Annotated in this window: 23 protein-coding genes; 15 read left to right on the forward strand and 8 right to left on the reverse strand. The window is 66.2% G+C overall.

Annotation, left to right across the window (positions count from 1 at the left end; genetic code table 11):
* The first annotated feature begins 4 nt into the window (after positions 1 to 4).
* The 3 genes from rsmG to EV379_RS16465 all read left to right on the forward strand — a co-directional run bounded on the left by rsmG (position 5) and on the right by EV379_RS16465 (position 3,032).
* On the forward strand, positions 5 to 634 hold the full coding sequence (gene rsmG / locus EV379_RS16455; protein ID WP_130507085.1) for a 16S rRNA (guanine(527)-N(7))-methyltransferase RsmG: 630 nt from the start codon (positions 5 to 7) through the stop codon (positions 632 to 634).
* A gap of 509 nt (positions 635 to 1,143) precedes the next feature.
* A complete protein-coding gene (locus EV379_RS16460) occupies positions 1,144 to 2,067 on the forward strand; it encodes a ParA family protein (RefSeq protein WP_278044054.1) in 924 nt (307 codons plus the stop codon).
* A 2-nt stretch (positions 2,068 to 2,069) separates the two neighbouring features.
* A complete protein-coding gene (locus tag EV379_RS16465; RefSeq protein ID WP_130507087.1) occupies positions 2,070 to 3,032 on the forward strand; it encodes a ParB/RepB/Spo0J family partition protein in 963 nt (320 codons plus the stop codon).
* A 1,320-nt stretch (positions 3,033 to 4,352) separates the two neighbouring features.
* Here EV379_RS16465 and EV379_RS16470 read toward each other — a convergent pair.
* From EV379_RS16470 to EV379_RS16495, 6 genes are all read right to left on the reverse strand, one after another.
* A complete protein-coding gene (locus EV379_RS16470) occupies positions 4,353 to 5,351 on the reverse strand; it encodes a D-alanine--D-alanine ligase family protein (protein WP_130507088.1) in 999 nt (332 codons plus the stop codon).
* A gap of 73 nt (positions 5,352 to 5,424) precedes the next feature.
* Complete coding sequence (locus EV379_RS16475) at positions 5,425 to 6,738, reverse strand: aminotransferase-like domain-containing protein (protein WP_130507089.1); 1,314 nt, start codon at positions 6,736 to 6,738, stop codon at positions 5,425 to 5,427.
* A gap of 234 nt (positions 6,739 to 6,972) precedes the next feature.
* Complete coding sequence (gene trxA, locus EV379_RS16480) at positions 6,973 to 7,296, reverse strand: thioredoxin (RefSeq protein ID WP_047408337.1); 324 nt, start codon at positions 7,294 to 7,296, stop codon at positions 6,973 to 6,975.
* Positions 7,297 to 7,365: 69 nt separating this feature from the next.
* Complete coding sequence (trxB, locus tag EV379_RS16485; RefSeq protein WP_130507090.1) at positions 7,366 to 8,343, reverse strand: thioredoxin-disulfide reductase; 978 nt, start codon at positions 8,341 to 8,343, stop codon at positions 7,366 to 7,368.
* Between the two features lie 155 nt (positions 8,344 to 8,498).
* Positions 8,499 to 10,115: a murein biosynthesis integral membrane protein MurJ gene (murJ, locus tag EV379_RS16490; protein ID WP_242616426.1), complete on the reverse strand. Its 1,617-nt coding sequence runs from the start codon at positions 10,113 to 10,115 to the stop codon at positions 8,499 to 8,501.
* Positions 10,108 to 12,360 carry a DUF6049 family protein gene (locus tag EV379_RS16495; protein ID WP_130507092.1) on the reverse strand — a complete coding sequence of 751 codons (2,253 nt, stop codon included), beginning with the start codon at positions 12,358 to 12,360 and terminating at the stop codon, positions 10,108 to 10,110. The genes murJ and EV379_RS16495 overlap by 8 nt, the downstream gene beginning before the upstream one ends.
* A 302-nt stretch (positions 12,361 to 12,662) precedes the next feature.
* On the opposite strand from EV379_RS16495, the gene EV379_RS16500 reads away from it, so the two are divergent.
* The 8 genes from EV379_RS16500 (at position 12,663) to EV379_RS16535 (ending at position 19,788) form a co-directional block, all read left to right on the forward strand.
* The gene (locus tag EV379_RS16500; RefSeq protein WP_130507093.1) at positions 12,663 to 14,090 is read left to right on the forward strand and encodes a CCA tRNA nucleotidyltransferase; all 1,428 of its coding nucleotides are present in this window, start codon (positions 12,663 to 12,665) and stop codon (positions 14,088 to 14,090) included.
* An 83-nt stretch (positions 14,091 to 14,173) separates the two neighbouring features.
* Positions 14,174 to 15,496, forward strand: coding sequence for an ABC transporter substrate-binding protein (locus EV379_RS16505; protein WP_130507094.1), 1,323 nt, complete (start codon positions 14,174 to 14,176; stop codon positions 15,494 to 15,496).
* Between the two features lie 160 nt (positions 15,497 to 15,656).
* Positions 15,657 to 16,034, forward strand: coding sequence for a 30S ribosomal protein S6 (rpsF, locus tag EV379_RS16510; RefSeq protein WP_083362447.1), 378 nt, complete (start codon positions 15,657 to 15,659; stop codon positions 16,032 to 16,034).
* 5 nt (positions 16,035 to 16,039) lie between these two features.
* Entirely contained in the window at positions 16,040 to 16,552 is a 513-nt protein-coding gene (locus EV379_RS16515) for a single-stranded DNA-binding protein (RefSeq protein WP_130507095.1), read from the forward strand.
* Positions 16,553 to 16,625: 73 nt separating this feature from the next.
* The gene (gene rpsR, locus EV379_RS16520; protein WP_035835236.1) at positions 16,626 to 16,889 is read left to right on the forward strand and encodes a 30S ribosomal protein S18; all 264 of its coding nucleotides are present in this window, start codon (positions 16,626 to 16,628) and stop codon (positions 16,887 to 16,889) included.
* 11 nt (positions 16,890 to 16,900) lie between these two features.
* Positions 16,901 to 17,350, forward strand: a complete 450-nt coding sequence (rplI, locus tag EV379_RS16525; RefSeq protein ID WP_055841351.1) for a 50S ribosomal protein L9 — start codon at positions 16,901 to 16,903, stop codon at positions 17,348 to 17,350.
* 488 nt (positions 17,351 to 17,838) lie between these two features.
* Positions 17,839 to 19,218, forward strand: coding sequence for a replicative DNA helicase (dnaB, locus tag EV379_RS16530; protein ID WP_130507096.1), 1,380 nt, complete (start codon positions 17,839 to 17,841; stop codon positions 19,216 to 19,218).
* 51 nt (positions 19,219 to 19,269) lie between these two features.
* Positions 19,270 to 19,788, forward strand: coding sequence for a hypothetical protein (locus EV379_RS16535; RefSeq protein ID WP_130507097.1), 519 nt, complete (start codon positions 19,270 to 19,272; stop codon positions 19,786 to 19,788).
* A gap of 1 nt (position 19,789) precedes the next feature.
* On the opposite strand, the gene EV379_RS16540 is transcribed toward EV379_RS16535, so the two are convergent.
* Complete coding sequence (locus tag EV379_RS16540; protein WP_130507098.1) at positions 19,790 to 20,422, reverse strand: hypothetical protein; 633 nt, start codon at positions 20,420 to 20,422, stop codon at positions 19,790 to 19,792.
* Positions 20,423 to 21,201: 779 nt separating this feature from the next.
* Here EV379_RS16540 and EV379_RS16545 point away from each other — a divergent pair.
* Positions 21,202 to 21,588, forward strand: a complete 387-nt coding sequence (locus tag EV379_RS16545; RefSeq protein ID WP_130507099.1) for a hypothetical protein — start codon at positions 21,202 to 21,204, stop codon at positions 21,586 to 21,588.
* 152 nt (positions 21,589 to 21,740) lie between these two features.
* Here the strand turns inward: EV379_RS16545 and hrpB are convergent, their stop codons facing one another.
* Complete coding sequence (hrpB, locus tag EV379_RS16550; RefSeq protein WP_130507100.1) at positions 21,741 to 24,296, reverse strand: ATP-dependent helicase HrpB; 2,556 nt, start codon at positions 24,294 to 24,296, stop codon at positions 21,741 to 21,743.
* Positions 24,297 to 24,456: 160 nt separating this feature from the next.
* Here hrpB and EV379_RS16555 point away from each other — a divergent pair, with 160 nt between their 5' ends.
* The 3 genes from EV379_RS16555 (at position 24,457) to EV379_RS16565 (ending at position 26,356) form a co-directional block, all read left to right on the forward strand.
* Positions 24,457 to 24,747: a DUF4287 domain-containing protein gene (locus tag EV379_RS16555; RefSeq protein ID WP_130507101.1), complete on the forward strand. Its 291-nt coding sequence runs from the start codon at positions 24,457 to 24,459 to the stop codon at positions 24,745 to 24,747.
* Positions 24,748 to 24,940: 193 nt separating this feature from the next.
* Positions 24,941 to 25,339 (forward strand): RidA family protein, encoded by a 399-nt coding sequence (locus EV379_RS16560; protein WP_130507102.1) that lies wholly within the window; start codon positions 24,941 to 24,943, stop codon positions 25,337 to 25,339.
* Positions 25,340 to 25,420: 81 nt separating this feature from the next.
* Positions 25,421 to 26,356: a serine/threonine dehydratase gene (locus EV379_RS16565; RefSeq protein ID WP_130507103.1), complete on the forward strand. Its 936-nt coding sequence runs from the start codon at positions 25,421 to 25,423 to the stop codon at positions 26,354 to 26,356.
* The last annotated feature ends 5 nt before the right edge of the window (positions 26,357 to 26,361 follow it).

The raw sequence follows: 26,361 nt of genomic DNA on the forward strand, positions 1-26,361 counted from the left end.
AACCATGACTGACACCCTTGAGTCGGAACCACTCGTTGCCGCCGAAGTCTTCGGCGAGCAGCTGACGCAGGCGCGGGCATTCACCACAAACCTCGCGACGCACGGTGAGGAGCTCGGCCTGATCGGGCCGCTCGAGCTTCCCCGTCTGTGGACCAGACACATCCTGAACTGCGCGATTGTCGCGCCACTGCTGCGCCCTGGCCTCGTCGGCGACGTCGGCAGTGGTGCTGGCCTCCCCGGTCTCGTGCTCGCCATCGCCCGACCAGACGTGAATTTCGTCCTGATTGAGCCGATGGAGCGCCGCGTCGCGTGGTTGAACGACCAGGTGAAGGAACTCGGACTGGCCAATGTCGAGGTTCTGCGCGCTCGCGCCGAGGAGACCAAGCGCGAGGGCACGTTCGATCAGGTGACGGCCAGGGCCGTCAGCGCGCTGCGCACCCTGATCCCGCTCACCGCTCCCCTGCTCCGTTCCGGCGGTGAGCTCGTGCTGATGAAGGGCGCAGGCGCCCCTGGCGAGATCACGGCGGCCGAGAAGGCGATCCGCAAGTACAAATTGCGCGATGTCGAGGTTCTTGTGCTCGGCGAAGGCATTCTGAGCGAAGAAACCCGCGTCATCCGGGCTACAGTGGGTTAGTCGACTCCTCTCGTCGCCGGTTGCTGCGTACGACGCATGCTGTGCTCGTTCGTTCGGTTCCGGCACCGCGGTGTCGGCGCTCTCGTGAGACGACCGACACAGGGAATGGATTGCAGATGGCGAATGCCGCGAGCCGTGGATGGTTCCACAAGAAGGGGCGCGATGAGTCCGCCCCGCCCGCCGCAGATGCAGTCGACACCCTGAGATCGTCCGACGACCACTCCCCCGTCGTCTCCCTGGCCGCATTTGATGCGATTGTCGGCGCACGACTCGGCGCCGAGTCACCGGAGAATGGCTCCCACAGCACTGAAATTGACGCGAATGACCTCGTCGAGATCCACGCCGGCGTGACCGAGGCCGGCGCCACGACTGAATTGATTGACGACGAGAAAGAAGCAGTGTTTCACGTGAAACAATCCGCCGACGAAACTTCGGCTCCGACCGTATCGAGCGCAGAGGACGATCCAACCACCGGTGCCATCGACTGGGATGCCGCCACGCATGCGGCGCTGACGGAGGATGCGGCGGCCAGCACGCCGTCCCACGCTCCCCTGGCCGAGGAGGTCGCGACGCTGACGCGGCGACGCCAGGCGATCGCGGAGTTGAAGCTTCCGCTCCCCGAGAAGACACGCGTGCTCACGATCTCGAATCAGAAGGGCGGCGTCGGCAAGACGACGACGGCCGTCAATCTGGCCGCCGCGCTCGCACGTCTCGGCGCCAAGGTCTTGGTCATCGACCTCGACCCGCAGGGCAACGCCTCGACCGCGCTCGGTGTCGAGCATCGCGCCGATGTGCCGAGCATCTACAACGTGATCATCGAGGATCTCCCCCTCTCCGCGGTGGTTCAGAAGAGCCCAGAAGAGGGCGAGCTGTACTGCGTTCCAGCAAATATTCACCTGGCTGGAGCGGAAATCGAACTGGTTTCGCTCGTTGCCAGGGAGCAGCGCCTGCGTCGAGCCCTCGATCTCCACATCGCGGAGATGGACGAGCCGTACGACTACGTCTTCATCGACTGCCCGCCGTCGCTCGGCCTCCTCACCATCAACGCCTTTGTGGCTGCGAGCGAGGTTCTGATCCCCATCCAGTGCGAGTACTACGCACTCGAGGGGCTCAGCCAACTGCTGAAGAACATCGAGATGATCGAGAAGCATCTCAACCCCGTGCTCCGCGTCTCGACGATCCTCCTCACGATGTACGACTCGCGCACCAATCTGGCGAATCAGGTCGCTCAGGACGTTCGCGACCACTTTCCCCAGCAGGTGCTCGGCACGATCATTCCCCGCTCCGTGCGCGTCTCCGAGGCTCCGAGTTACGGTCAGAGCGTCATCAGCTACGACACCAATTCGACCGGGTCGCTCTCCTATCAGGAGGCGGCAGCCGAGATGGCGCGTCGAGGCGCACCCGTAGTCACCCCCCGTACAGGAAGCAGGTAGTCATGGCGAAGCGAACCGGACTCGGGCGCGGCATCGGCGCACTGATCCCCACGATCGACGAGACTCGTGGGCGGCCCGTCGACGTGTTCTTCCCGGACACGATCGGTGCGGCTCAGGCCCTGGCCGACGCCGACGGCCGTGACGAACTGCTCGTGGTGCCAGGCGCCCGTCTGGCGCATCTGAACCCGGCCGACATCGTTCCGAATGCCGTGCAGCCCCGCACAGTCTTCAACGAGCAGGATCTCGCCGAACTCGTGCACAGCGTGCGCGAGATCGGCGTGCTGCAGCCGATTGTCGTGCGTCCGCACCCTGAGCTGACCGGTAAGTACGAGCTCGTCATGGGTGAGCGCCGGCTCCGTGCCACCAAGGAGGTCGGGCTCGACACCATTCCTGCCGTCATCCGCGACACAGCAGACGACGACATGCTGCGGGACGCACTGCTCGAGAACCTCCACCGCTCCCAGTTGAACCCCCTGGAGGAAGCTTCCGCCTACCAGCAGCTCCTCAGCGACTTCGGCATCACACAGGAGGAGCTCGGCAATCGGCTCGGTCGCTCGCGCCCGCAGATCACCAACACGCTGCGCTTGCTCAAGCTCCCCTCCCCCGTTCAGCTGCGCGTTGCCGCCGGCGTGTTGTCGGCGGGCCACGCCCGCGCCATTCTCTCGGTCGTCGAGCCGGAGGCCATGCAGAGCCTCGCCGACAAGATCGTGAACGAGGATCTTTCCGTGCGTGCGGCCGAGGCTGCCGCGAGCAAGAGCCCGAAGCCCGCTCCCAAGGTGAAGCCTCACGCAGGAACACGCCAGGGTCACCTCAACGAGATCGCCGAGCGTCTGGGCGACCGGCTCAACACCCGCGTGAAGATGCGCCTCGGTGCACGCAAGGGTCAGATCACGATCGACTTCGCCACCGTGAGCGACCTCAACCGTATTCTCGGCGAGATCGGCGAGCCCGGCTTCACCAAGTAACGCGCCGAACGCACACTCTGCCCCATGTTTCACGTGAAACATGGGGCAGATCTGTTTGTGGCGCAGGGCCAGAGGGCTATCGCGCAGACACCTGCCGAGGCGCAGGGCACTCCGGTGTTTCACGTGAAACGCTCGACACGCCTCACCGGGCTCAACGGGGCCTGCTCCAGGTCCTCGCTACGCGCCCGGCAGGGAGGCGCTGGAAGGCGGAGCTCCTCCCCCACAAACCCCACTGGTCGAGTGAGGGCGACGGCCGCGTCGAGAGTGAATCCCACCTGATGAACGTCCTGCCGAGTATCATCGCGCGCTGATGCAGCCTGGTGAGAGGTCGACCTTCGACCCATGGCCCGATCCGCGTCGCAGCACCGACCCCATGAGGCACAGCTCACGGACGCCTCGCTACGCGCACCGACCATTGCCTCCGGGCGCCACTGCCCGTCGATTGAGCCTGTCGAAATCCTCACGACGGGTCCTGACACGCTCACTACCGGAGCGGTTCGCCGTTGACGGACTCGGCCCGAGGTGCGCTCTATGAAGAAGTCGAGACGGGTCCGGGTGATTCGAAACTCTCAACCGTCGCACCCCGCCTCCACCGCGCCCTCTCCCCCGCTTGTTGGGGCAGGGCCGACGTTTCACGTGAAACTCTCCGAGCACTCAGACGGCCACCCCACGTGGTGGGTCGATCCGTGGTTACGTTGCGAGGCCTGTCGACGGTTGGTTCGACAAGCTCAACCAACGGACACTGCCCCCGGCGTCGCAGCACGTCGGGCGCGTGTTGCGTGGCCTACGTCGCGGCTTGTGAGATGCCGGGACGGGTTTCGACAGGCGCGACCGGCCGCGGGAATCCCTGCCAGCGAACTCAAGCCGTCGCGCCGTTCGTTGAGTAAGGTCACCGACAAGGCTCTGGCTGGTTTCGACAAGCTCAACCGGCGACCACCACGCTCCCCCGCACGCAGAGGCGACATCGATGTTTCACGTGAAACACCCGCGCGCCCGGATGCGGATCCCCGATTGGCGGACGCGGTCCGTGGCCGTGTCGACTGAGAGTTTCGATACCCGTCCGACCGTTCGTCAGAATCAGCCTGCGAACACCGCCACCGGCATGGACGTCTGGCGCCCGTTGATGAGATCTGCAGCGACCAAAGCGAAAGGCATCGGCAGACGTCGCCCGTTGGTCTCGACGGGCTCATGGGGCGAAGCCTGCCGGTACAGCGGCTGCCCCCTCTCCCACACCGATTCGGCGAGGCCGAGGTTTCACGTGAAACGGGGGAAACACAGAAGGAGGGCACCGACCGGCGCCCTCCTTCCTCGGTGAGTGCTCTAGGAGCGCGCAGCGGCCGCCAGAGCCCCGTAGACGGCCCCAAGTTCCTGTCCAGAGGCCTCGATCGCCTGAGGCAGCAAAGAGGTCTCTGTGAGGCCTGGGAGCACGTTCGCCTCGAGGAACCACGGGGTGCCATCGGCATCCAGGATGAAGTCGATCCTGGAGACGTGCCGGAGCCCGAGGAGCTCGTGCACGGCCACGGCGGTTTCGGCGACGTGAGCCGCGGCGGTCGCGCTGATGCGCGCGGGTGTGAAGAAGGTGGTCTCCCCCGCGTTGTATCGCGCATCGAAGCTGTAGACGCCACTGCTGGCCTGAATCTCGACGGCGGGAAGTGCCCGAGGCCCATCGCCCGTGTCAATCACGCCAACCGCGAGCTCGACACCCTGGATGCGCTTCTCGATGAGCGCGACGTCGGAGTATGTGTAGGCCTCGACGACCGCGCGGGGCAGCTCTGAGGCGTCGCCCACGATCGAGACGCCCTGTGCCGAGCCGCCAACCGACGGCTTCACAACGAGATCCGTTCCGAGTCGGTCGATCACACGGCTGAGCACATTTGCGGCGCCGAGATCACGGAAGGTCTCCTTCGCCAGGGTGATGGATTTGGGGGTGGCAATGCCGGCGCGAGCAACGAGCGTCTTCGCCGTTGGCTTCGACCAGGCCAGAGCCGCATCATCGCCGCGTGATCCGACGAAGGCAACACCGGCCGCCTCGAGCAGACTGAGCAGTGCTCCGTCCTCACCACTCGCTCCGTGCAGCGCGGGCCAGACGACATCCGGGTTGCGGGTGGTGATGGCGTCGAGCAGCGTCGCGTCGGGGTCGAGAACGGTGACGCGGTGCCCGGCTCCGCTCAGTGCGTCAGCCACGCGACGGCCGGATCGCAGTGAGACATCGCGCTCGTGCGAGATTCCGCCGGCGAGTACGACGATGTCGAGGGTTGCGGGTGCTCCGGCGGCTTCCGGTGAATCCTGCTGAGTCTCTGCGGCAATGTTTTCAGTCATAATCAGGACTTTCTTCGATTTCAGTTGTGCAGAAGGCGTTCTCTGGCCGGTGTCGGTTCAGAGTGGCTGGACACTAGGAAACATTCGGCGGCGGCGAGGTGAATTGGGCCGCTCCGGGGCTCATCCCGAGTTTGCCGGTCCCGGCGAAGGTCTCGAGCAGGTCGAGCTCGCCGCCGATGACCGTTGCCAGTCGCCGGATGCCGAGGCGAATCTGTTCCGGGGTCGGGTAGCAGAACGAGAGGCGGATGTTCTGGTGCCCGTTGCCATCACCGTAGAACGCGGTGCCCGGGGTGTAGGCGACGAGTTCTTTGACCGCGCGCGGGAGCATCGCCTTCGAGTCCAGGGGCTCGGGAAGGGTGACCCACACGTAGAAACCGCCGTTGGGGTTCGTCCACTCGAGCTGGGGCAGGTACTCCCCCAGTGCCGAGAGCATCGCCTCCTTGCGCTCCCGGTAGACCCCGCGGAAGGTGTTGATCTGTCCCTTCCAATCGGCTGTGGCCAGATACTCGGAGATCACCAGTTGGCTGAACGAGCTCGGCGACAGCACGGCCGCCTCGTTGGCGAGCACGAGCTTCTCCCGGATCGCGTGAGGGGCAAGCGCCCAGCCGGTACGGAATCCGGGTGCGAGCGTCTTCGAGAAGGTGCCGAGGTAGATGACGCCGTCCTCCTCGACCGAGCGCATCGCATCCGGTGCCGGCCTGTCGAAGTAGAGGAGGCCGTATGGGTTGTCTTCGAGCACGAGGATGTCGTGCTCCTTGGCGATGGCGAGGATCTCAAGGCGCCGTTCCCAGCTGAGCGTGACGCCTGCCGGGTTGTGGAAGCTCGGGATCGTGTACAGCAGCTTGATCGTGCGCCCGGCAGCCTTGAGGCGCGTGATGTGCTCGCGCAGGGCCTCGGGAATCATGCCGTGCTCATCCATCGGCACGTGGTCGACATCGGCCTGATACGAGCGGAAGATGACCATGGCCGTGACGTAGCTGGGCCCCTCGGAGATGACGACGTCGCCCGGGTCGAGGAAGAGTTTGCTGACCAGCTCGAGGGCGTGCTGCGAGCCGGTGGTGACCACGACGTCGTCGGCGTTCGCCTGAATGCCCTCGAGGGCCATGACCTCGAGAATCTGCTCACGAAGCGCGGGAACACCCTGACCAGAGCCATATTGCAGCGCGGTGGCGCCCTGCTTGATCATGACCTGATCCATGGCGTTGATCACGAGGTCCTGGGGCAGCGCCGAGACGAACGGCATGCCGCCGGCGAGGCTGACGACCTCGGGCCGTGAGGCCACGGCGAACAGCGCACGCACCTCGGAGGCGCGGAGGCCCGCGGCTCGGTCGGCGTAGTGGGAGTACCACGGGTCGAGGTTGTTGCCGGGCTGGTGCTGTTCAGTCACTGGTCATCCATTCTCGTGCTGTTCAATGCTAGTACGCGGAAAAAGACAGGATTCTCGGTGAGCGGCCTGCCTGCTGTGCTGTCAAGAAGCGCTGCCCGCCGAACCCGGGCCATTCCCCTGAAAAGCCCCACCATGCAGTGGGAGAGCGTAAGGAGGAATGGGTTCCGTGCCTGGGTGGGGCTTAAGCACAAAACCCCCGGCCGTGAGGCCGAGGGTTCAGTGAGGACCGGTCGGCTACGCGAGGTAGGCGGCCAGGTCGGCTTCGAGTGCAGGCTTGGGCTTGGCGCCGATGACGGTCTTGACGACCTCGCCGCCCTGGTACACCTTCATCGCCGGGATGCTGGTGATCTGGTACTTCATCGCCAGCTGCGGGTTCTCGTCGACGTTCACCTTGACGATGTCGAGCTTCTCCGAGTGCTCGGTCGCAATCTGGTCAAGGATCGGGCTGACGGCACGGCAGGGGCCACACCATTCGGCCCAGAAGTCGACCAGAACGGTCTTCTCGTTGTTGAGAACCTCGGCCTCAAAGGTGGCTTCGGTCACGGCACGTGCGGTCATTGCGTTCTCCTTCGGTGAATGCGGTCAGTTGGTCATGCGGATGCGGGTGGCGCCGGCATCCGGAGCTGTTCAGGCCTGCGCTGCAGCCGCGGCTGGGGCGGCCACCGCCGCGATGGCGAGGTCAGCCGGCAGCGACGCGAGGTAGTGCTCTGCGTCGAGTGCGGCGACACAGCCGGAGCCGGCCGCGGTGATCGCCTGGCGGTAGCTCGGGTCGATGACGTCGCCCGCGGCGAAGACGCCGCTCTGGGAGGTCTTGGACGAGCGGCCGGCCACGGCGATAGTGCCCTCTGGGGTGAGGTCGAGCTGGCCGTGGATCAGGTGGGTGCGCGGGTCGTTGCCGATCGCGATGAAGAGGCCGTCGAGGGCGAGCTCAGAGGCCTCACCGGTCACGGTGTCACGCAGGGCGACGCCGCTGAGGGCCGTGTCGCCCTGGATCGCGGTGACCTCGGAGTTCCAGATGAACTCGATCTTCGGGTCATTGAATGCCCGCTCCTGCATGATCTTGGAGGCGCGCAGGGAGTCCTTGCGGTGGATGATGTAGACCTTCGACGCGAAACGCGTGAGGAAGGTGGCCTCCTCCATCGCAGAGTCACCACCGCCGACGACGGCGATGGTCTTCTCGCGGAAGAAGAACCCATCGCAGGTCGCGCACCACGAGACGCCGTGGCCGGAGAGCTTCTCCTCGCCGTCGACGCCGAGCTTGCGGTAGGCGGAACCGGTGGCGAAGATCACCGAGAGGGCCTCGTGGGTCTCGCCGGAGCCGAGCGTGACAGTCTTGATGTCGCCGCTGAGGTCGAGGCTGGTGACGTCGTCGTAGACGACCTCGGTGCCGAAGCGCTCCGCCTGCTGCTGCATCTGCGTCATCAGTTCCGGGCCCTGGATGCCCTCGGGGAAGCCGGGGAAGTTCTCCACGTCCGTCGTGTTCATCAGTTCGCCACCGGCCTCGACGGAGCTGGCGATCAGCAGCGGCTGGAGGTTGGCACGCGCGGCGTAGATGGCAGCGGTGTAGCCGGAGGGGCCGGAGCCGATGATGATGACCTGACGCACGAATACTCCCTGAATGGTGATGCGGTGACGATGCCTGGTGATTCGGCCGCTTGCGGCCTGCCCAGTGTGAAACACAGTCTAGGTGAGGAGTATTCCGGAGCGCTGAGCGTATCGGATTGGATAACCACTCAGAGTGGTTACGATTCGGGGTGGCGCTAGCGGCGACGGATGCGGGCGAGCATCGGATCCAGCACGACCTTGAGTTCTGATGTGCGCAGAATGAGCAACGTGCCGAAGTACAGCACGAGCATGGCCGAACCGACCACGAGCATCGAGACAATCGCTCCTGGGACGCTGGCAACGGCGAATCCGCCGTCCTCGAATGCGCCGAACTGGGCCATGAGGAACACGCCGAGCGCCGTCGGAATCACTGCGGCAAGTACGTACGTTGACAGGCTCCGGACGATGCGCCGGCCGTCGATTCCGCCGAGCTTGCGGCGGAGCAAGAAGCCTGCCAGCACGGTCTGGGCTGCGCCGGCAACACTCACGACGAGGGCGATGCCGGCGGCGATCCACTCCGTCGGCAGGAAGGAGCAGCCGATCACGCCGATCGTCACCAGGATGACCTGGAACAGGGTGAAGTAGAACGGAGTGCGGGTGTCCCCCAGCGCGTAGAAGGTGCGCTGGAAGACGAAGAGCACACAGAACGCGACGAGCCCGACGATGTACGCGAGGATCACGTTGCCCAGCGCCTGAACCTGGGAGAACAGTTCGACAAAGAAGACCGAGAAGGGGTAGGCGCAGACGGCGATCACGGCCGTGGCCAGCACGATGATCAGCGAGGTTCCACGTACGGCCGACGAGGCGTCGGTGCGCACGGCCGCGATGTTCGCGGTCGACGCGTGTTCGCTCATGCGGGTGAAGTACGCCGTCGCGATCGACACAGTGATGATCGAGTGCGGGAGCATGAAGACCAGCCAGGCTGTGCTCATGACGGCGACCGAGGCGTCGCTGCCAGAGGCCTCGGACACGACCCGCGTTTCGATGATGCCGGCGAATGTCGTCAGGAGCAGCATGCCGAACGTCCAGCTGGCCATCTTTCCCGCTGCACCCAAGCCCACCCCTCGCCAGTGGAAGTCGGGGCGGTAGCTGAGGCCGATGCGCTTCCAGAAGTACAGCAGGGACGTTGCCTGAACGATCACGCCGAGCGTTGCACTGCCGGCAAGCACAACGATCATGGCAGTCGTGTAGTCGGTGGCCTTCAGGGTGCCGTTCGGGTCCGCCCCGAACAGAATCGAGAAGGCGACGAGTCCGGCGATTGCCACGACGTTGTTGAACACGGGCACCCAGGTGAACGGGCCGAATGACTTTCGTGCGTTGAGCACTTCGCCAAGCACCGTGTAGAGGCCGTAGAAGAAGATCTGCGGCAGGCACCAGTAGGCGAAAGCGATGGCGAGCGACATCTGCTCGGGTGGGAGATTGTTCCCGACGACGAGCCAGGTCAGAGCCGGCGCGCAGAGCGTCGCGGCGAGGGTCGTGATGCCAAGGATGACAAGGGCAACCGTGACCAGCTTGTTGATGTAACCGGTGCCGCCATCCTTGTGCAGGGACGAGCGCACGATTTGCGGCACCAGGACGGCACTCAGCACGCCCCCTGCGACGATCACGTAGATCTGATTGGGCAGCTGATTGGCAATGTTGAATGCGTCGGCGCCTTGGCCGAACTGCCCGATGATGCGCGCGAAGATAATGACCTTCACGAAGCCGAGAACGCGTGACACCATGGTGCCGGATGCCAGCAGCGCGCTGGCCCGCCCGATGCCGCTAGCCACGCGGTGACTCTGACTCGTCGACATCCGCTTGACCCTCTACTCCTGTAACCACCTCAGCAGGTGTCGTGGACTCGTCGTCACTCTCCGGGTTCTCGCCCGCGGCCCGCTCGCGCCGGCGACGGCGGATGTTGCGGAAGATGCCGAAGCCGAAGAACAGCAGAATCGCGGCGCCGAGCAGGGCGGCGCCGAGGCCCTCCCAGTCGGCCTGCACGTTGACCGGGATCGTCACGGGCGAACCCAGCTGCACACCGGCCGAGGTCGTCAGCGTGATCTGCACGTCGACGGCGCCGTTACCGACGTGGGCATTCACGGGTACGAGAACGGTGCTGCTGGATGCCGCGTCAATCGTGACGTCGACCGATTCATCGACGACGAGGCGACCGTTGGACGGCAGCAGATTGACGGTGAGCGTGACGGGCTGCGTGTACGAGTTCTGCACGGTCACCGGGAACTGGGCGCTGCCACCGACCACGAGCACGCTGGTGCTCTCGACAACGCTGACCGAGTCGAGGATCTCGCGGGTGCGGGCGAGGTCCTCGCCGACGGCCGCGCGCCACGCTTCGTCCTCTGGAATCCAGGCGACATCGAGCAGTGCGAGCAGGCTCGCCCGCTCCGGCCCGGTGATCGTCGCGGGGTCGGCGACGGCCGTGCTGAAACCGGTCAATGCGGTTTCACGTTCGAGCAGATTCGCCACGGCGGCGAGGCGCTCCGGGGACTCCCCCGTCTCGCCGACGGTCAGCTCGGGTGCCGAGGCATCACTGAGCGCGCGCAGGCCGACGGAGGAGACGAACGGCAGTTGCTCGAGCGCGCTGAGCGTCGCGTTCAAGTAGCTCGCAGTGCTCGGCCACTCGCGGGGCAGCGCGGCCAGCAGTGCGCGGGGCGTCGACTCGTCGGCGGCGACCGCGGCAGCGGCGGTTGCACGTGCCATGGCTGCCTGCCAGTCGCTCTCCCGTCTGGCGGTGATGGCGTCGCTGACGGCGGAGTTGAGCTCAGTGTCGGCGACGAGCAGCGCCATCTCGCCGGCCACGCCGGATGCCGAAGGCTGCGCGGAATCGGCCGGAGCGATGTTCGACCCGGAGACGATGGTCGTGCCGAAGCCGTTCGCCGTGAATGCCGGGAGAACGGGGGCGCTGACGAGCCCGGGCGCGGGCCATGCGATGCCGCTGAGTGAGTATGGCCACGCCAACAGCTCGTCGAGGGTGGGGACACCGGTGTCGGCGGTTGGCTCACCGCTCGGCTCCGTGCTCGGCTCGGCGCTGGGGGTGTCCTCCCCCTCGCGCGGGGTCGGAGTGGGGGTCGGGGCCGTCGCCGTGAAGTCCGCGGGATCGATCGCGTCGGCGAACGAGAGTGGCGCCAGGAACGGGTTGACCCCGAGTTGCGCCTGGGCGGTGATGTCGGCGTCGGAGTACGGCAGAGCGAATATCTCGTTCGTCGCGCCTGAGAGCCGTTCGAGCCAGTCCAGGGCGGACGTCGGCGCGCTGGAGCCGAGGACGCGGATCGACACGAGGATCTTCGGGTCGAGGGCGATGGCGACGTTGTGGCTGAGCGCGGCGTCGAGGCTGCGGGTGAGCATCCCGCCCGGACCGGTGTACACCGCCAGCATCTCACTGGGGATGAGGCCCAGGCTGCTGGCCGGCGTCGTGATCGGCATCGCGATGCCCAGAGGACTGCGGGGAGTCTCGCCCGTGACGAGCACGGTTGTGCTCCGCGCCGCCGAGACCACGGCGCCGTCGCTGATGAGCGACGCGACGAGTCCCTGCGCGCCCCATTCGGCGGTGTCGAGGCCGAGAGATGCGGCGGGCACCGTCACGGGCGTGACGGAGCTGGTGCCGCCCGCGAGGCTGGGGAGCTCGACGGTTGCGACGGTGTGCGCGTCGTCGGGCATGCCGGAGCTTTCGGCATCCGACTCAGCGAGGACCTCGTCGCTCGGGCGCAGCCAGCTGGCGAGCTCAGCGGAGTCGCTCAGCGTGTCATCGCTCATGCCGATGGTGACGGTGGGGCTCATCAGAGTCTGGTCGGTGCCGTTGTCGACGCTCACCGTGAGCGGCAGATCCTCGCCGGGGTGCACGACGGCTCCCTGCGCCGGGGCGATCGTGATCGTGACCGAGGTGGGCTCTGCCGCGGTTGCGGTCGGCGCCGTGATGGCCTGCGCTGGGGCTGCCGTTGTGGCGCTCGCGCCGATCATGGCCGGGGTGAGTGTTGCCGCGGCGATCAGCACTGCCAGCGCGCGGCGCGGAGGCCTCACACGCGCTCCGCGGGCGTTCAGCCGGGCGCGGACGGACCCAAAAAGCGCAGGCCGATGCGTGTGTAGTGACTCGGCCTCCATGCGGGAATTCTACGGTGCCGCGCTGAGTGAGTGCTGCACCCGCTCCGTGGCTCCCCCGTTCGGCGGTGCTGGGCACGCGCGCCAGAGTGCTGCATCGGGTTCGGTTGTCGAGGTTTCCTTGGTGGGGGCTGCCGCCTTTCGCGAAGCTGCGCTTCGCGCCTTTCGCGACGCTGCGCTTCGCGCTTCGCGCCTGCTCTCCCGCGACCGTTAATATGGAGACCATGCAGAGTGTCGCGGCGGCCCTTGCCCGGCTGGGCGATCTTGCAGCGACGCCAGCTGTCTCCCGGTTGGCCGGTGCGTTCGAGGCGGCGGGCTACGAGCTCGCCCTCGTCGGCGGCCCGGTGCGCGACGCCTTCCTCGACCGCGGCACGAACGACCTCGACTTCACGACGAATGCCTCGCCGGATCAGATCCTCACGATCGTCACGCCGATCACCGAGGCACAGTGGGACATCGGGCGCCAGTTCGGCACGATCGCCGCGAAGATCGCCGGTGAGACCGTTGAGATCACCACCTACCGCACGGATAGCTATGTCGACGGGACGCGCAAGCCGGAGGTGGTGTTCGGCACCTCGCTCGACGAGGATCTCGTCCGCCGTGACTTCACGGTCAACTCGATCGCCCTGCGGCTGCCGCAGATGGCCCTCGTCGACCCATCAGGCGGAATCGAGGACCTCCTTGACGGTCGGCTCCGCACGCCGTCGGCACCGGAGCAGTCCTTCGGCGACGACCCCCTCCGCATGATGCGGGCGGCCCGCTTCTCCTCCCAGCTCGGATTCGAGCTCGACGCAGCGGCGTTCACTGCCATGGCGGCCGGCGCCGAGAGCATCAGGCGCATCTCCATCGAGCGCGTCAACGACGAGCTGTCCAAGCTGCTGAAGACGGATGCCCCGCGCGCCGGTCTCCAGCTGCTCGTCGACTCGGGCATCGCCGCGATCGTCCTGCCGGAGCTCCCGGCCCTCCGGCTGGAGATCGATGAGCACCACCACCACAAGGATGTCTACGAGCACAGCCTGACGGTGCTCGAACAGGCCATCGGCTACGAGAAGTCGCGCGGCAAGCTGCAGAGCCCCGACCTGATTCTGCGCCTGGCCTCTCTTCTCCACGACATCGGCAAGCCGGCGACCCGGCGGCTCGAGCCCGGCGGCGTCGTGAGCTTCCACCACCACGACTACGTCGGCTCCAAGCTGGCGAAGAAGCGACTGCGTGAGCTGCGCTTCGACAACGACACGATCGCCGCCGTCGGACTCCTGATCGAGCTGCACCTACGCTTCTTCGGCTACACCGAGGGCGCGTGGACCGACTCGGCGGTGCGCCGCTATGTGCGTGACGCCGGCGACCAGCTCGAACGCCTGCACATCCTGACGCGCGCCGATGTGACGACGCGCAATCGGCGCAAGGCCGACAGGCTCGGATTCGCCTACGACGACATCGAGGCACGCATCGCGCAGCTGGCCGAAGAAGAGGAAATGAACGCGGTTCGGCCGGATCTGGACGGCGAGCAGATCATGAGCCTGCTCGGCATCCGCCCGGGGCGCGAGGTCGGCGAGGCGTACCGCTTCCTGCTCGAGCTGCGGCTGGACGAGGGGCCCCTCGGCGAGGCCGTCGCGACCGAGCGGCTGCTCGCCTGGTGGGCCGCCCGCGACTGATCGCGTGGCCGCCATGCGAACGGCGACCGCCCACTGGTAGCGTTCGACGCGGAGGTGTCGTGAATCTGCGCAGAAAATCCCTGATGACCGGGGCACTGGGCGCCCTCGTCGCCGCGTTGGCGCTGGGCAGTGGCGTGCTGCTCGCCGGCGCGATCGCCGGTTCAGGCAACACGATCGTGACCGTCCGAGTGTGGGACGACAAGGTGGCCGACGCCTACAAGGCGTCGTTCGCGGCCTTCCACGAGTCCAACCCGGACATCACGGTCGACGTCACGGTGATTCCGTGGACGCAGTACTGGACCCAGCTCGACGACGACGTCGCGGCCGGCCGGGCCGATGACATCTTTTGGGTGAACAACTCGTACCTCACCGACCTCGCCGACGACGGCAAGCTGATGGACATCGACGAGACACTCGGTGCCAGGGCGAAGAATGACTGGGACAGCTCCGTCGTGCGCGAATTCACCCGCGACGGCATCCTCTGGGGTGTCCCCCAGCTCTCGGATGCCGGCATCGCGCTCTATTACAACAAGGCCATGCTGGCCAAAGCCGGGATCGACCCGGCGACGCTGGAGACCGCGACCTGGAGCCTGGACCCAGCCCAGGACACCCTGTTGCCGATTCTCAAGGCGCTCACGCACGACAGCAGCGGGCGGTCGGCGAGTGATCCCGCATTCGACGCCTCCGCCGTGACGCAGTTCGGCTACAACGCCGCCAACGACCTCCAGGGGATCATCCTGCCGTCGATCGGATCCAACGGGGGGACATTCGACGCCGACGGGGTGTACACCTTCGGCGAGGAGCGAGCGGCGCAGGCCATCGGCTACCAGGTCGATCTGATCAATACCCACCGCGTCGCGCCGTCGGCGACCGCGAGCAACGCGGACCCCGACTTCTCCCGCGATCGGTTCGTCGAGGGTGGGATGGCGCTGTTCCAGTCCGGGCTCTACAACCTGCCGTATGTCTTCGAGGGCGCAGAGTTCGAGTGGGGCGTCGCCTCGATGCCGGCCGGCCCGGCCGGACGCGTCTCCGTGACGAACGGCATCGTCGCCGCAGGCAATGCGGAGACCGCCCATCCCGAAGCCACGGCCAGGGTGCTCAAGTGGCTCGGCTCGACGGAGGGCAACAGCTACGTCGGCTCGAGCGGCGCGGCGGTGCCGGGCGTCGTTGCGGCGCAGCAGGCCTACTTCGACTTCTGGGGCGGCAAAGACGTCGACGTCGCGAAGTTCTTCGAGGTGCTGGCCGACGACGCCCCGACCATCACGCCGCCGGAAACGGCGAACTTCGCCAAGGTCGAGGCGGCCTACCGGCCGTTCATGAACGAGGTGTTCGCCGGCACCCTGCCGGTCGCGGATGGCCTGCGCCAGGCGCAGGATGCCGCGAACGCGGCCACCGCGGCGAAGTAGCGGCAACGGGCCCCGGCCGAGTGGCGCTCCGGCGCGGCATCCGTTACCCTTGGAAGGTTGCTCACGTGCCGGGATCTCTGGCCTCCGTGTTCAACACATGCACAACCCTCCTGTTGCAGAACGTCTGCAGCCGTTTTAGTCCGAAGGAGGTGGGTTAGTCATGAACCAGTACGAACTGATGGTTATCCTCGATCCCGAGATCGATGAGCGCACCGTTGCTCCCAGCCTTGACAAGTTCCTCAACGTTGTTCGCAACGATGGTGGCACGATCGACAAGGTCGACATCTGGGGCCGTCGTCGTCTCGCCTACGAGATCAACAAGAAGACCGAAGGCATCTACGCCGTCGTCGACTTCACCGCAGAGCCCGCTACCACCACGGAGCTTGACCGCCAGCTGAAGCTCAGCGAAGCAGTCATGCGCACCAAGGTGCTGCGTGCAGAAGAGGGAATCGCTCAGGTTGCCGCTGCACAGAAGCTCGCCGAGGAGAAGGCCGCCCGCAAGGCTGCCGCTCCGGCCAAGGCTGCGAAGGACGCTTAGTCCCGATGGCCGGCGAGACCGTAATTACCGTGGTGGGCAACCTCACCTCAGACCCCGAGCTGCGTTACACGCAGAACGGACTGGCGGTTGCCAACTTCACCATTGCTTCCACTCCGCGCACCTTTGACCGCGCGAAGAACGAGTGGATCGATGGCGAGGCACTGTTCCTGCGCGCAAGCGTGTGGCGGGAATTCGCTGAGCACGTAGCAGGTTCGCTGACCAAGGGTTCCCGCGTTATCGCTTCCGGGCGTCTCAAGCAGCGTTCGTACGAGACGAAAGAGGGCGAGAAGCGCACCAGCTATGAGCTGGATGTCGACGAGATCGGCCCCTCGCTTCGTTACGCGACCGCGTCTGTCACGCGTGCCCAGTCTTCCGGTGCCCCCCGTGGTGCCGCCCCTCAGGGTGGCAACTTCGGCGGAGCAGTCGAAGAGCCGTGGGCTCCGAGCGCCCCTGCTGCCTCTGGCGGCCAGGACGTGTGGAACACCCCGGGCAGCTACGGCGACGAGACCCCCTTCTAGGCCCTTGGGCCGGCTTCCGGATGCCGCACTGCGCGGCCTCTGGGTGTAAATACTTCAAGACAAAGGAAAAACCATGGCTGGAAAGAGCAGCGGCGACCGCCGCAAGCCACTCCGCGGAGCCAAGGGTGGCAAGAACGCCGCTCCCGCGAAGTCCATCCGCGTTGGTGTCATCGATTACAAGGATGTCCCCACGCTGCGCAAGTTCATCTCGGAGCGCGGGAAGATCCGCGCCCGCCGCATCACAGGCGTTTCCGTGCAGGAGCAGCGTCTGATCGCCCGTGCCGTCAAGAATGCCCGCGAAATGGCCCTGCTGCCATACGCCGGCAGCGGACGCTGAGGAGCAAAGACATGAAACTGATTCTGACGCACGAGGTCACTGGCCTCGGCACCCCCGGTGATGTCATCGAGGTCAAGAACGGCTACGCCCGTAACTACCTGGTTCCGCAGGGCTTTGCCGTGCAGTGGAGCCGCGGTGGCGAGAAGCAGGTCGAGCAGATCAAGGCCGCTCGCGCGGCTCGTGAGCTCGCCACGCTCGAAGAGGCGCAGGCTCTCAAGGCCGCCCTCGAGGGCGCCAAGGTCAAGCTGGTCGTCAAGGCCGGCGCTGAAGGCCGTCTCTTCGGTTCGGTGAAGACCACCGACATCGCTGACGCTGTTGCTGCTGCCGGACTCGGCACCATCGACAAGCGCAAGATCGAGATCCCCAACGCCATCAAGGTCGTTGGAACTCACGAGGCCACGGTTCGTCTGCGCGACGAGCTCTCGGCTGCGATCACCCTCCAGGTGGTAGCCGCCAAGTAGGCGTAAAACTCAACGGTGCGGCGGCGGGCTTCGGCTCGCCGCCGTATCTCTTTAAGCGGCATCCGTCCAGCGCAATACCCCCATTCTGTGCACAGGCGACCACGATTGTGAGCCGAGATTTGGGCTGTGGAAAACTACTTTCTTCACACAGCTGTGTAAAGATTTAAGCCCTGATAAAAGCCAGTTTTCTCTCAAAAGAAAGTCCGTTGTCCACAGCTGTTCCCACAGGCTTTGCACAACACTGGCGGCGTTTCACTCAGATTGTGCACAGAGTTATCCACAGGCTGGGTTGAGTTGCCATGACGCTGTCCGTATCGTGGCTGCAGCGGCTCTCGTGAGCCTGTCGTAGCGGCTGCGTTGAACCGCTCTCCTGCGGCAAGCAGCAGTGTCAGAGGTACCCGCTATCACTGGATATGGGTTCAGCTGTTCCCGACCCACCCTTTCTTGACCGGCGCAGGCCGGTAGTCCAGTTGCCGAGGAGGCACCGCGTGTCGATCGCTCACCTGGGGCTCGCAGATTCTGCCGAGGCCCCGCGCTCCGAGTCCTATCGCACCGAGCGCACCCCTCCGCACGATCTGCTCGCCGAGCAGAGCGCGCTGGGCGGCATGCTCCTGTCCAAGGACGCCGTCGCCGACGTCGTCGAGACGCTCCGCGGCCCCGACTTCTACATCCCCAAGCACGAGCTCATCTTCGACGCGATCCTCGCGCTCTACTCGCACGGCGAGCCGACCGACGTCATCGCCGTCACCGACGAGCTCACCAAGCAGGGCGAGCTGGCCCGCGCCGGTGGCGCAGACTACCTGCACACCCTGACCAGCCTCGTGCCCACCGCGGCCAACGCCGGCTACTACGGCTCGATCGTCGCCGAGCGGGCGCTGCTCCGCCGCCTCGTCGAGGCCGGCACGCGCATCGTGCAGATGGGCTACGCCGGCGAGGGCGAGGTGCTCGACCTCGTCAACAACGCCCAGGCCGAGATCTACTCCGTGACGGGCAGCACCGAGACCGAGGACTACGTTCCGCTCACCGAGGCCGTCACGGCCGCGATGGACGAGATCGAGGCGGCGTCCCACACCGACGGTTCGATGACCGGCGTTCCGACCGGCTTCGCCGATCTCGACGACCTCACCAACGGCTTCCACCCCGGCCAGATGATCATCGTCGCCGCCCGACCGGCGCTCGGAAAGTCGACGCTCGCACTGGACTTCGCGCGCTCAGCCGCCATCGGCAACAACATGCCGGCCATCTTCTTCTCGCTCGAGATGGGGCGATCGGAGATCGCCATGCGCCTGCTCTCCGCCGAGGCTTCCGTCCCCCTGCAGAACATGCGCAAGGGAACCGTCGACGCCCGCGACTGGACCACGATCGCCCAGGTGCGCGGCCGCATCAACGATGCGCCTCTGTACATCGACGACTCCCCCAACATGACGCTCGTCGAGATCCGCGCGAAGTGCCGCCGACTCAAGCAGCGCGTCGGCCTGAAGATGGTCGTCATCGACTACCTGCAGCTGATGACCTCGGGCAAGCGCGTCGAGAGCCGCCAGCAGGAGGTCTCGGAGTTCTCGCGTGCACTGAAGCTCATGGCGAAGGAGCTGCAGGTTCCGGTCATCGCCCTCTCGCAGCTGAACCGTGGTTCCGAGCAGCGTGCAGACAAGATGCCGGCCATCAGCGACCTCCGTGAGTCTGGCTCGATTGAGCAGGACGCCGACATGGTGATCCTCCTGCACCGTGAGAGCGCCTACGAGAAGGACAGCCCGCGCGCCGGCGAGGCTGACCTCATCGTCGCCAAACACCGTAACGGCCCGACCCGGACCGTCACCGTGGCCTTCCACGGCCACTTCTCGCGCTTCGCGGACCTCGCCCCGAGCTAGGCCGTGAACGCGTAACGCAGAGCGTCGCTTTGCAACCTAAAGTGTCGCTTCGTGACGGTTGCGACAACTAGCCACTTGGAGGCCACTGTGGATCACTCTCATCCAAACGATATTTTCATCGACGCCGGCGGACTTCAGGTCGAGCAGGCGACTCTTGTCATTGACGGTGACAGTACGCTAAACGGTGCACACAATGGATCAGTGTGTGTACACAACGGGACGCTTACCATCGTTCAAGGCGCAACCCACAACGGGTCGCTGGCCGTACAGCCAGGCGCACAGGTTGCAATCCACGGCGCGCAGAATGGGTCGCTGACAATCGGTGCTGACGCGACGGGCGAGGTGCGTGGGGCGCAAAACGGGAGCGTGCACGTCGACGCCGGCGGGGTACTTCGTGTGGCGGTCGGTGGCCGCCTCGCCGGATCTCTGTCAGTCGCCGGTCTAATCGAGAACGCCGGAGTACGAGGCGGCACCGTCACCAAATATGGCGGTACGGTGATTGACCTCCCTGGTTCGACGGTCAAGGAGCCACAGGTCGGCGCGAATGGAGCGAAGATCTTTCATTGGTAGTTCACCGCGGCGCGTTGCCATCAAACTTCCCTAAAACACGACACGCCCATCGCCCTAGCGCGGAAGAAGTACGTTGCTTTTGCGCAGGCTCATCAGTGGCGTTGGCTAGGGCGAGAAACTCAGGCATTGCGGAACGCAGTTGGTTGGCTGTGTTCGCCGCAATTCGACCCACGAGATCGTCCAGCACGGCTCTTCGTGCTTCGTCGTCAGATTCTGCATACCGCTTTTGTAGGCCTTGGGAAACCAGGCTGATCGAAATGAGAAAAATGGCAGAAAGGACAAGGTAGGTCCCATATAGCCAGAACGACATCTGGAGCTCAGCGCGAGCCGCGAAGCCCAGTGCGAATGCAATCGTGATTCCAGTCGCGACTTGCCAACGTAGAACCATCACAATTCGTGGCAGACGGTGTCGCACATCTGGCTTCACCGGCCATATCAGGGCGGCAGTGTAGAAAACTGAGAGCACGGTCCCTCCGACGAGAAAGGGGTGGGCCTCATGGAAACCGGTTTGACCCCACATGGCCAAGGAACCAAAGGTCAACACGGTGAGGGTGCTCCAACCGACAGCGACGCCACGAAAGACCAACGCCCATAAATGAAGCCGGCGTATTGCGTTCTCGGTTGTTGATGGCATTGTTCGATTCTCACGAGTGTCAGTGAATCCAAAGGCTTCAAAGTCAGCGAGTCAGAGGCATGTGATGAAACTGTTGTCACAGTCTCGGCCCGATGATCAGACGCTAGCGAGAGCACGACTCCCGAAAAGCACTCGATGAGTGGGGCTTCTCGAGAAACTTGCCGCGGCACTCGCGCCTTTCCGAACAGTATCGGATTGCTCGGCGGTGACATCGCGGCCGCTAGCCATTCCGGTTTCGATTGACAGGAACCGAGGCCATGGTCGTCCACGTGGCCGAATGGCGAGGCACGGTCGAGTGCTCCTCTCGAACATCCAAAGACTCCAACGGCTGCCTGAGCGAGATCCACCTCCGCGAGGTCGTCGAGCAAGTGCCACCAAATGCCCTCAGGGGTCTCGAGAACTGGCTTCTGTGGCGTTGTCCGAGTGGGTGAGAGACGCGCTTCCTCGCTAGTTCCTCTGGCTGGACGCAGAACACCCCCACGATCCCCGTAATTGCACTGGCCTGTTCGGGGCGACACTTTGCGCACGAAACCCCGACGACACTTTGCGTTACGAATCCAATGATTCACTGGGCCAGCGGCGACAGGTTACGCGTGCGTTCACATAGGCCGTGAACGCGTAACGCAGAGCGTCGTTGTGCAACTCAGCGTCTCGCCTCGTGTTCGGAGCGGCACGTTGAGTTGCAATCCTTGCAGTGCCGCCCGACGCCTCCTCACCGCGGGCGAGCCGGTACGGCGGTCCACTGTGTTGAGCGGCGCGCCCTCGATAGGCTCGTGGACGTGACCGAAATCGATCCACGACTCGACCGCACGACCCGGCGCAAATCATCGGCCGGTGGGTGGATCATCTTGGTCGTCGCTGGACTCGTCCCGGCGTTCTACCTCACGATGCTTCTTGCACTGAACATCGACGAGTACCAGAGCTATCGCGCCGCGATCGCGGAGTACGGCGATACTGCCGCGTCGAACGCGGACGAGGCCGCGCTCGGAATCCAGCTCTGTTCGCTCCTGCTCGCCATCTTGTGGCTGTTCGTCACAGGTATCGCGGCGGCGATGGCGGCCGCTACTCGCCTACCGGTTATCCGTACAACGGTGTTCATCGGAGGAGGGCTCGCGTTGTTCGTGGGCTTGATGCTATTCCTCGGCCTAACGTTTGGGACAGTCTGACGCGACTACTCGGAGGTCGAGTCCTCACAGCGGAGCATCGAGCAAGCGCCACCAAATGCCCCAAGGGTCTCGAGAACTGGTCTCTGTCGTGTTGCCCGAGTGGGCGAGGTTACGTGCTCGTTCACAGGCAGGTCGGTTGAGCGTCTACGTCGCTAACCCAAGGCGGCTCGGCGCGTGGTGTGCCGGGTGGGCACCGCGGACCAGGGATCCTCTGGCCACGGATGCTTCGGGTAGCGACCACGCATCTGCGCGCGCACCTGCGCGTACGGACCGGCCCAGAACGATGCGAGGTCGTCGGTCACGGCAAGCGGATGCCCGGCCGGAGACAGCAGGTGGAACAACACCGGTACGCGCCCTCCGACGAGACGCGGAGTCTCCGCCCAGCCGAAGCACTCCTGCAGCTTCACGGCGACAACGGGGCGGGCGGCGGAATCGTCGATGGGCGGGTAGTCGAGGCGAACCCGTGACCCGCTGGGTACCTCGAGCCGTTCAGGAGCCAGAGCGTCCATCTCGACCGCTTCCGGCCACGGCAACACACGGCGGAGCGCCGCGGCAAGATCGAGGCGCGCGACCGGCGTGCCGCTTGCGAGCTCTGAGAGCTCGGGGCCGAGCCAGGAATCGAGGGTGCTGAGGAGCGCGGCATCCGAGACATCCGGCCAGGGGGACCCGATCTCGCGATGCAGCAGGGCGAGTCGACGCCGCAGACCATGTGCGGTGTCTGACCAGCCGAACAGCCCGAGTCCCTGCTCCTCGATGGCGCGCCGGACCGCATCCCGACCGCCGTCGTCGGCCTGGACGCGCACGGGGACGGAAGAGCGGATGATCGCTCCGAGCCGCCGTTCGCGCCGGGCGACGACGCGCCCATCCACGAACTGCGCCTCGACCCGGTCGGTGATCAGGTGGGCCGCCGCCTGTTCAGCCTCGCCCTCGGAGAGAACGGCCGCAGAACGAATGGTCGCCCCGGTTCCCGCGGCCGCCCGCCCCTGAGCCCTGGTGACATCCGCCACCGCCAGCCAATCGGAACTCGCCAGCGGACCGGTGATCCCGGCGCGGGTGCCGGAGGCGAGGAGGAACGTTGCGCCGTGCGGTGAGTGATCGACGCGGCGGGCGATCCAGTCGGGGAACGCGAGTGCGATGACGAGACCCGTCTGATCGGCACCTCCTGCCGCTCCGTTCGGCCCGGTGAAGCGCTCGAGTCGTCGCACCTCCTGCTCCCATCTGCGGGAGTCCGGGCTTCGCCCGGTGCGCAGAGCGGAGAGCGTGCTCGCGGCGTCCCCGTCCGCAACGCGCAGCTCGCTGCTCAGCAGTGCGATGACCTCGGCGGCCGTGCGTCCTCCCACCACGCCGCTGCCGAGGAGAAGTGCACGGGCGAGGCGCGGATCCGTCGGGATGTGGGCGAGCGCTCGCCCCTCCGTGGTGGCCCGGCCATCGGCATCAATAGCGCCGAGCCCGCGCAGCACGGCGACGGCGTCACCCAGGCTGCCGGCGGGAAGCGGATCCACCAGCCGAAGACCCACGCCGCCCGGCGCACCCCAGCAGGCGAGGAGCAGTGCAGCGTCGGTGAGGTCTGCCGCCGCGATCTCGGGGGCAGGTTGCGCCGGCGCCGCCGCGAAGGTCCGTTCGTCGACGCATCGGACGACGACGCCCGGTCCCTGCCGCGTGGCGCGCCCGGAGCGCTGGACGGCAGAGGCCTTGGGCGTCGGGCCGGTGACGAGACCGCTCATGCCGCGCGCCGCGTCGCGCTGAGGAGCACGAGACAGGCAGGTGTCGACGACGAGGCGCACGCCTGGGACGGTCAGGGAGGATTCGGCAAGTGAGGTCGTGACGATGATCCGTGCGGGAGAGCCCGGGCTCCGACCGCTGATCACGGCATCCTGTTCTGCAGCGGGGATGAGGCCGTGCAGTTCGCGGACATCGAACTCTGTCGCGAGGCCACGGATGCGTCTGGCGATGTCGGACACCTCACGTGCGCCCGGAGCAAAGACGAGAGCATCGGCTGCCGGATCGGCGCGCACCAGGGTGCGGTGCGCGGCAACGGCGGTGCTCGCGACGTGGTCAAGGAAGGCCCAGGCCACCCCGCGCTCGTCCAGCCGGGGCGTTGGGCATGGAGCCCAGCGCACCTCGAGCGGATGTGCCGGTGCGCTCTGCGTCACGATCGGCGCCGGAGACGCCTCCGTGCCGAGGATCGTGGCAAACCGCTCGGCGTCGAGAGTCGCAGACATCGCGACGAGGACGAGGTCCTCGCGCAGCTCGCGGACCTCGCCAAGCAGTCCGATCAACAGGTCCGTCTCCAGGGCTCGCTCGTGCACCTCGTCGATGATGACCGCGCCGACGCCGTCGAGACCGGGGTCATCGAGCAGGCGGCGCAGCAGCACGCCGGCGGTGACGAACTCGATCCGGGTGGAGGCGCCGACGTGGCGTTCGCCACGAACGGTGAATCCCACGCGGGAGCCGATGGGCGAGCCGTCCAACTGGGCGAGCCGTCGGGCGGCGGCGCGGGCGGCGACCCGCCGCGGCTGAGTGACGATCACCCGCCCCGGGACACGATCGGCGACGATCGGCGGGACAAGCGTTGTCTTTCCCGTGCCAGGTGGCGCGCTGACGACGACGGCGTTGCTCCGGTCGAGGGCGGCGCCCAGATCGGTGACCGCGGCCGCGAACGCGAGCCCGCGACCGAGCCTCGACGGGTCGAACGGCGCAGTGGTCACTCCCCCAGTCTCTCGCGTTCGGAGACGGCGCGCTGCTGGCGAGGTTTACATGGCGGGGGCATTGCGATCGCCGGCGAGACCGCTACTGTCGGAGCAGGCGGGCCATCGGGGTGCCTTACTCCGTGATTGATCCCGCGACTCACGGCAGGAGCACTCAGCGATGTCATTCCAGGCATACCTCGACAACATCGAGACCAAGACCGGCCTCACCCCGCGCCAGTTCATCGATCTCGCTCACGAGCGCGGCTTCGATGCGAGCACGAAGGCCACGCCGATCGTGGCCTGGCTGAAGGAAGACTATGGACTCGGTCAGGGGCACGCGATGGCGCTCGTCCACGTGATCACCAAGGGCGATCAGATCTCGAGCAAGCACGTCGGCACAGACGGCACGCACCGCGACGAGACCGACCGGCTCTGGCTCGACGGTCAGGCAAGCAAGCCGAGCGAGTAGCCAGGCGGCGACTGCGCGCTCGGCGATGCCTGCCGCGACAGCGCGCTCGGCGATGCCTGCCGCGACAGCGCGCTCGGCGATGCCTGCCGCGACAGCGCTCAGGTCGATGTACGACGTCGGCGGATCGATGAGGCAACCCGTCCATCCGGTTAGCAGCGATTGCCTCTGCCGATGCTCCGTGCAATCGTGAACTATGCCAATTGAACGGATCCGCCCAGATGGCCTCGTGCACAGCCCGGCCTTCAGCCACGTCGCGGTCGTGCCGGCCGGTGCGACCACGATCTACGTCGGTGGCCAGAACGCCGTCGACGCCGACGGCGCACTCGTCGGTGGGGATGACGTCGCCGCGCAGTCCATTCGTGCGCTCGCAAACGTCAAGACGGCCCTGGCCGCGGCCGGCGCCACCGTCGACGATGTCGTGCAGTGGACGGTGCTCTTCGTCGACGGGGTCGATATCGCCGCAGCCTACGGAGCAATCGCGTCCGATCTCGCCACCGAGGAGCCGGGGCTGGTGACCGGGGCTCGCGTGTCCGGTCTCGCCGTCCCCGGCGCGCTCGTCGAGATCGCGGCGATCGCCGCGCGGATTGACTGACGGCCGATCCCGCCGAGACCGCACCGGAGTCCTCCCTGCGCCGGATGCCATGATTGATCTTTCATCGACCGGAGGGCACCCGTGATCACGCGCCACGATGTTCAGGCCGCCGAGCGCCGCACCCGCGGTTTCGTGCGGCGCACGCCGACGTTCCACGCCACAGAGACACTCTCGTTCAAGCTCGAGTTCCTGCAGCACACCGGGACCTTCAAGGCCCGCGGGGCGTTCAACCGCCAGCTCGCGGCCCGGGAACACGGCGAGCTGGATGCCGGGATCGGCATCGTTGTGGCATCCGGAGGCAATGCAGGCATCGCGAACGCCTACGCGGCGCGAGAGTTGGGCGTTCCGGCAACGGTGTTCGTTCCCGAGACCGCGCCGGCCGTGAAGGTGGCACTGCTGCACAGCCTCGGCGCGACGGTCGTGCAGACCGGTCGGGAGTACGTTGAGGCCTTCGAGGCGGCGACCGCCTTTGCCGCGGAGCGCGGCGCGCTGTTCTGTCACGCCTACGATCAGCCGGAGATCGCCGCCGGCGCAGGGGTGCTGGCCGAGGAGCTGCTCGCCGACGACCCGAGCATTGAAACGATTCTTGTGGCCGTCGGAGGTGGCGGGCTGCTCGCCGGCGTGCTCGCCGCGGTCGCCGGCCGGGCACACGTCGTGGCCGTCGAACCGGAGCGGGCGCCAACGCTGCATGCCGCGCTGGCGGCTGGCACCCCGGTCAACGTCGAGGTAGGCGGCGTTGCCGCGGATTCGCTCGGCGCCCGGCGTGTCGGGGAGATCGGATTCGCGGCGGCCAGCGCGGCGGGGGGAACGGGTCTCAGCAGTGTTCTCGTGAGCGATCCGGACATCGTGGCGGCCCGCACCGCGCTGTGGAGTGACTACCGCATCCCCAGCGAGTACGGAGCGGCCGCCGCGGCGGCCGCCCTGGCATCCGGGGCCTACCGCCCACGCTCGGGCGAGCGCATCGCCGTGATCGTCTGCGGAGCGAACACCGACCCCGGATCCCTCGTCGGCGGTTAGCGTCT

Origin of the sequence: Microterricola gilva, from assembly GCF_004217495.1 — a bacterium.
GTDB lineage: Bacteria > Actinomycetota > Actinomycetes > Actinomycetales > Microbacteriaceae > Microterricola > Microterricola gilva.

Excerpts from the sequence above, each read along its gene's own strand:
- rsmG (WP_130507085.1), top strand. The coding sequence starts at position 5 with ATGACTGACACCCTTGAGTCGGAACCACTCGTTGCCGCCGAAGTCTTC.
- EV379_RS16465 (WP_130507087.1), top strand. The coding sequence starts at position 2,070 with ATGGCGAAGCGAACCGGACTCGGGCGCGGCATCGGCGCACTGATCCCC.
- EV379_RS16470 (WP_130507088.1), bottom strand. The coding sequence starts at position 5,351 with ATGACTGAAAACATTGCCGCAGAGACTCAGCAGGATTCACCGGAAGCC.
- trxA (WP_047408337.1), bottom strand. The coding sequence starts at position 7,296 with ATGACCGCACGTGCCGTGACCGAAGCCACCTTTGAGGCCGAGGTTCTC.
- EV379_RS16500 (WP_130507093.1), top strand. The coding sequence starts at position 12,663 with ATGCAGAGTGTCGCGGCGGCCCTTGCCCGGCTGGGCGATCTTGCAGCG.
- EV379_RS16505 (WP_130507094.1), top strand. The coding sequence starts at position 14,174 with ATGACCGGGGCACTGGGCGCCCTCGTCGCCGCGTTGGCGCTGGGCAGT.
- rpsF (WP_083362447.1), top strand. The coding sequence starts at position 15,657 with ATGAACCAGTACGAACTGATGGTTATCCTCGATCCCGAGATCGATGAG.
- EV379_RS16515 (WP_130507095.1), top strand. The coding sequence starts at position 16,040 with ATGGCCGGCGAGACCGTAATTACCGTGGTGGGCAACCTCACCTCAGAC.
- rpsR (WP_035835236.1), top strand. The coding sequence starts at position 16,626 with ATGGCTGGAAAGAGCAGCGGCGACCGCCGCAAGCCACTCCGCGGAGCC.
- rplI (WP_055841351.1), top strand. The coding sequence starts at position 16,901 with ATGAAACTGATTCTGACGCACGAGGTCACTGGCCTCGGCACCCCCGGT.
- EV379_RS16540 (WP_130507098.1), bottom strand. The coding sequence starts at position 20,422 with ATGCCATCAACAACCGAGAACGCAATACGCCGGCTTCATTTATGGGCG.
- EV379_RS16555 (WP_130507101.1), top strand. The coding sequence starts at position 24,457 with ATGTCATTCCAGGCATACCTCGACAACATCGAGACCAAGACCGGCCTC.
- EV379_RS16560 (WP_130507102.1), top strand. The coding sequence starts at position 24,941 with ATGCCAATTGAACGGATCCGCCCAGATGGCCTCGTGCACAGCCCGGCC.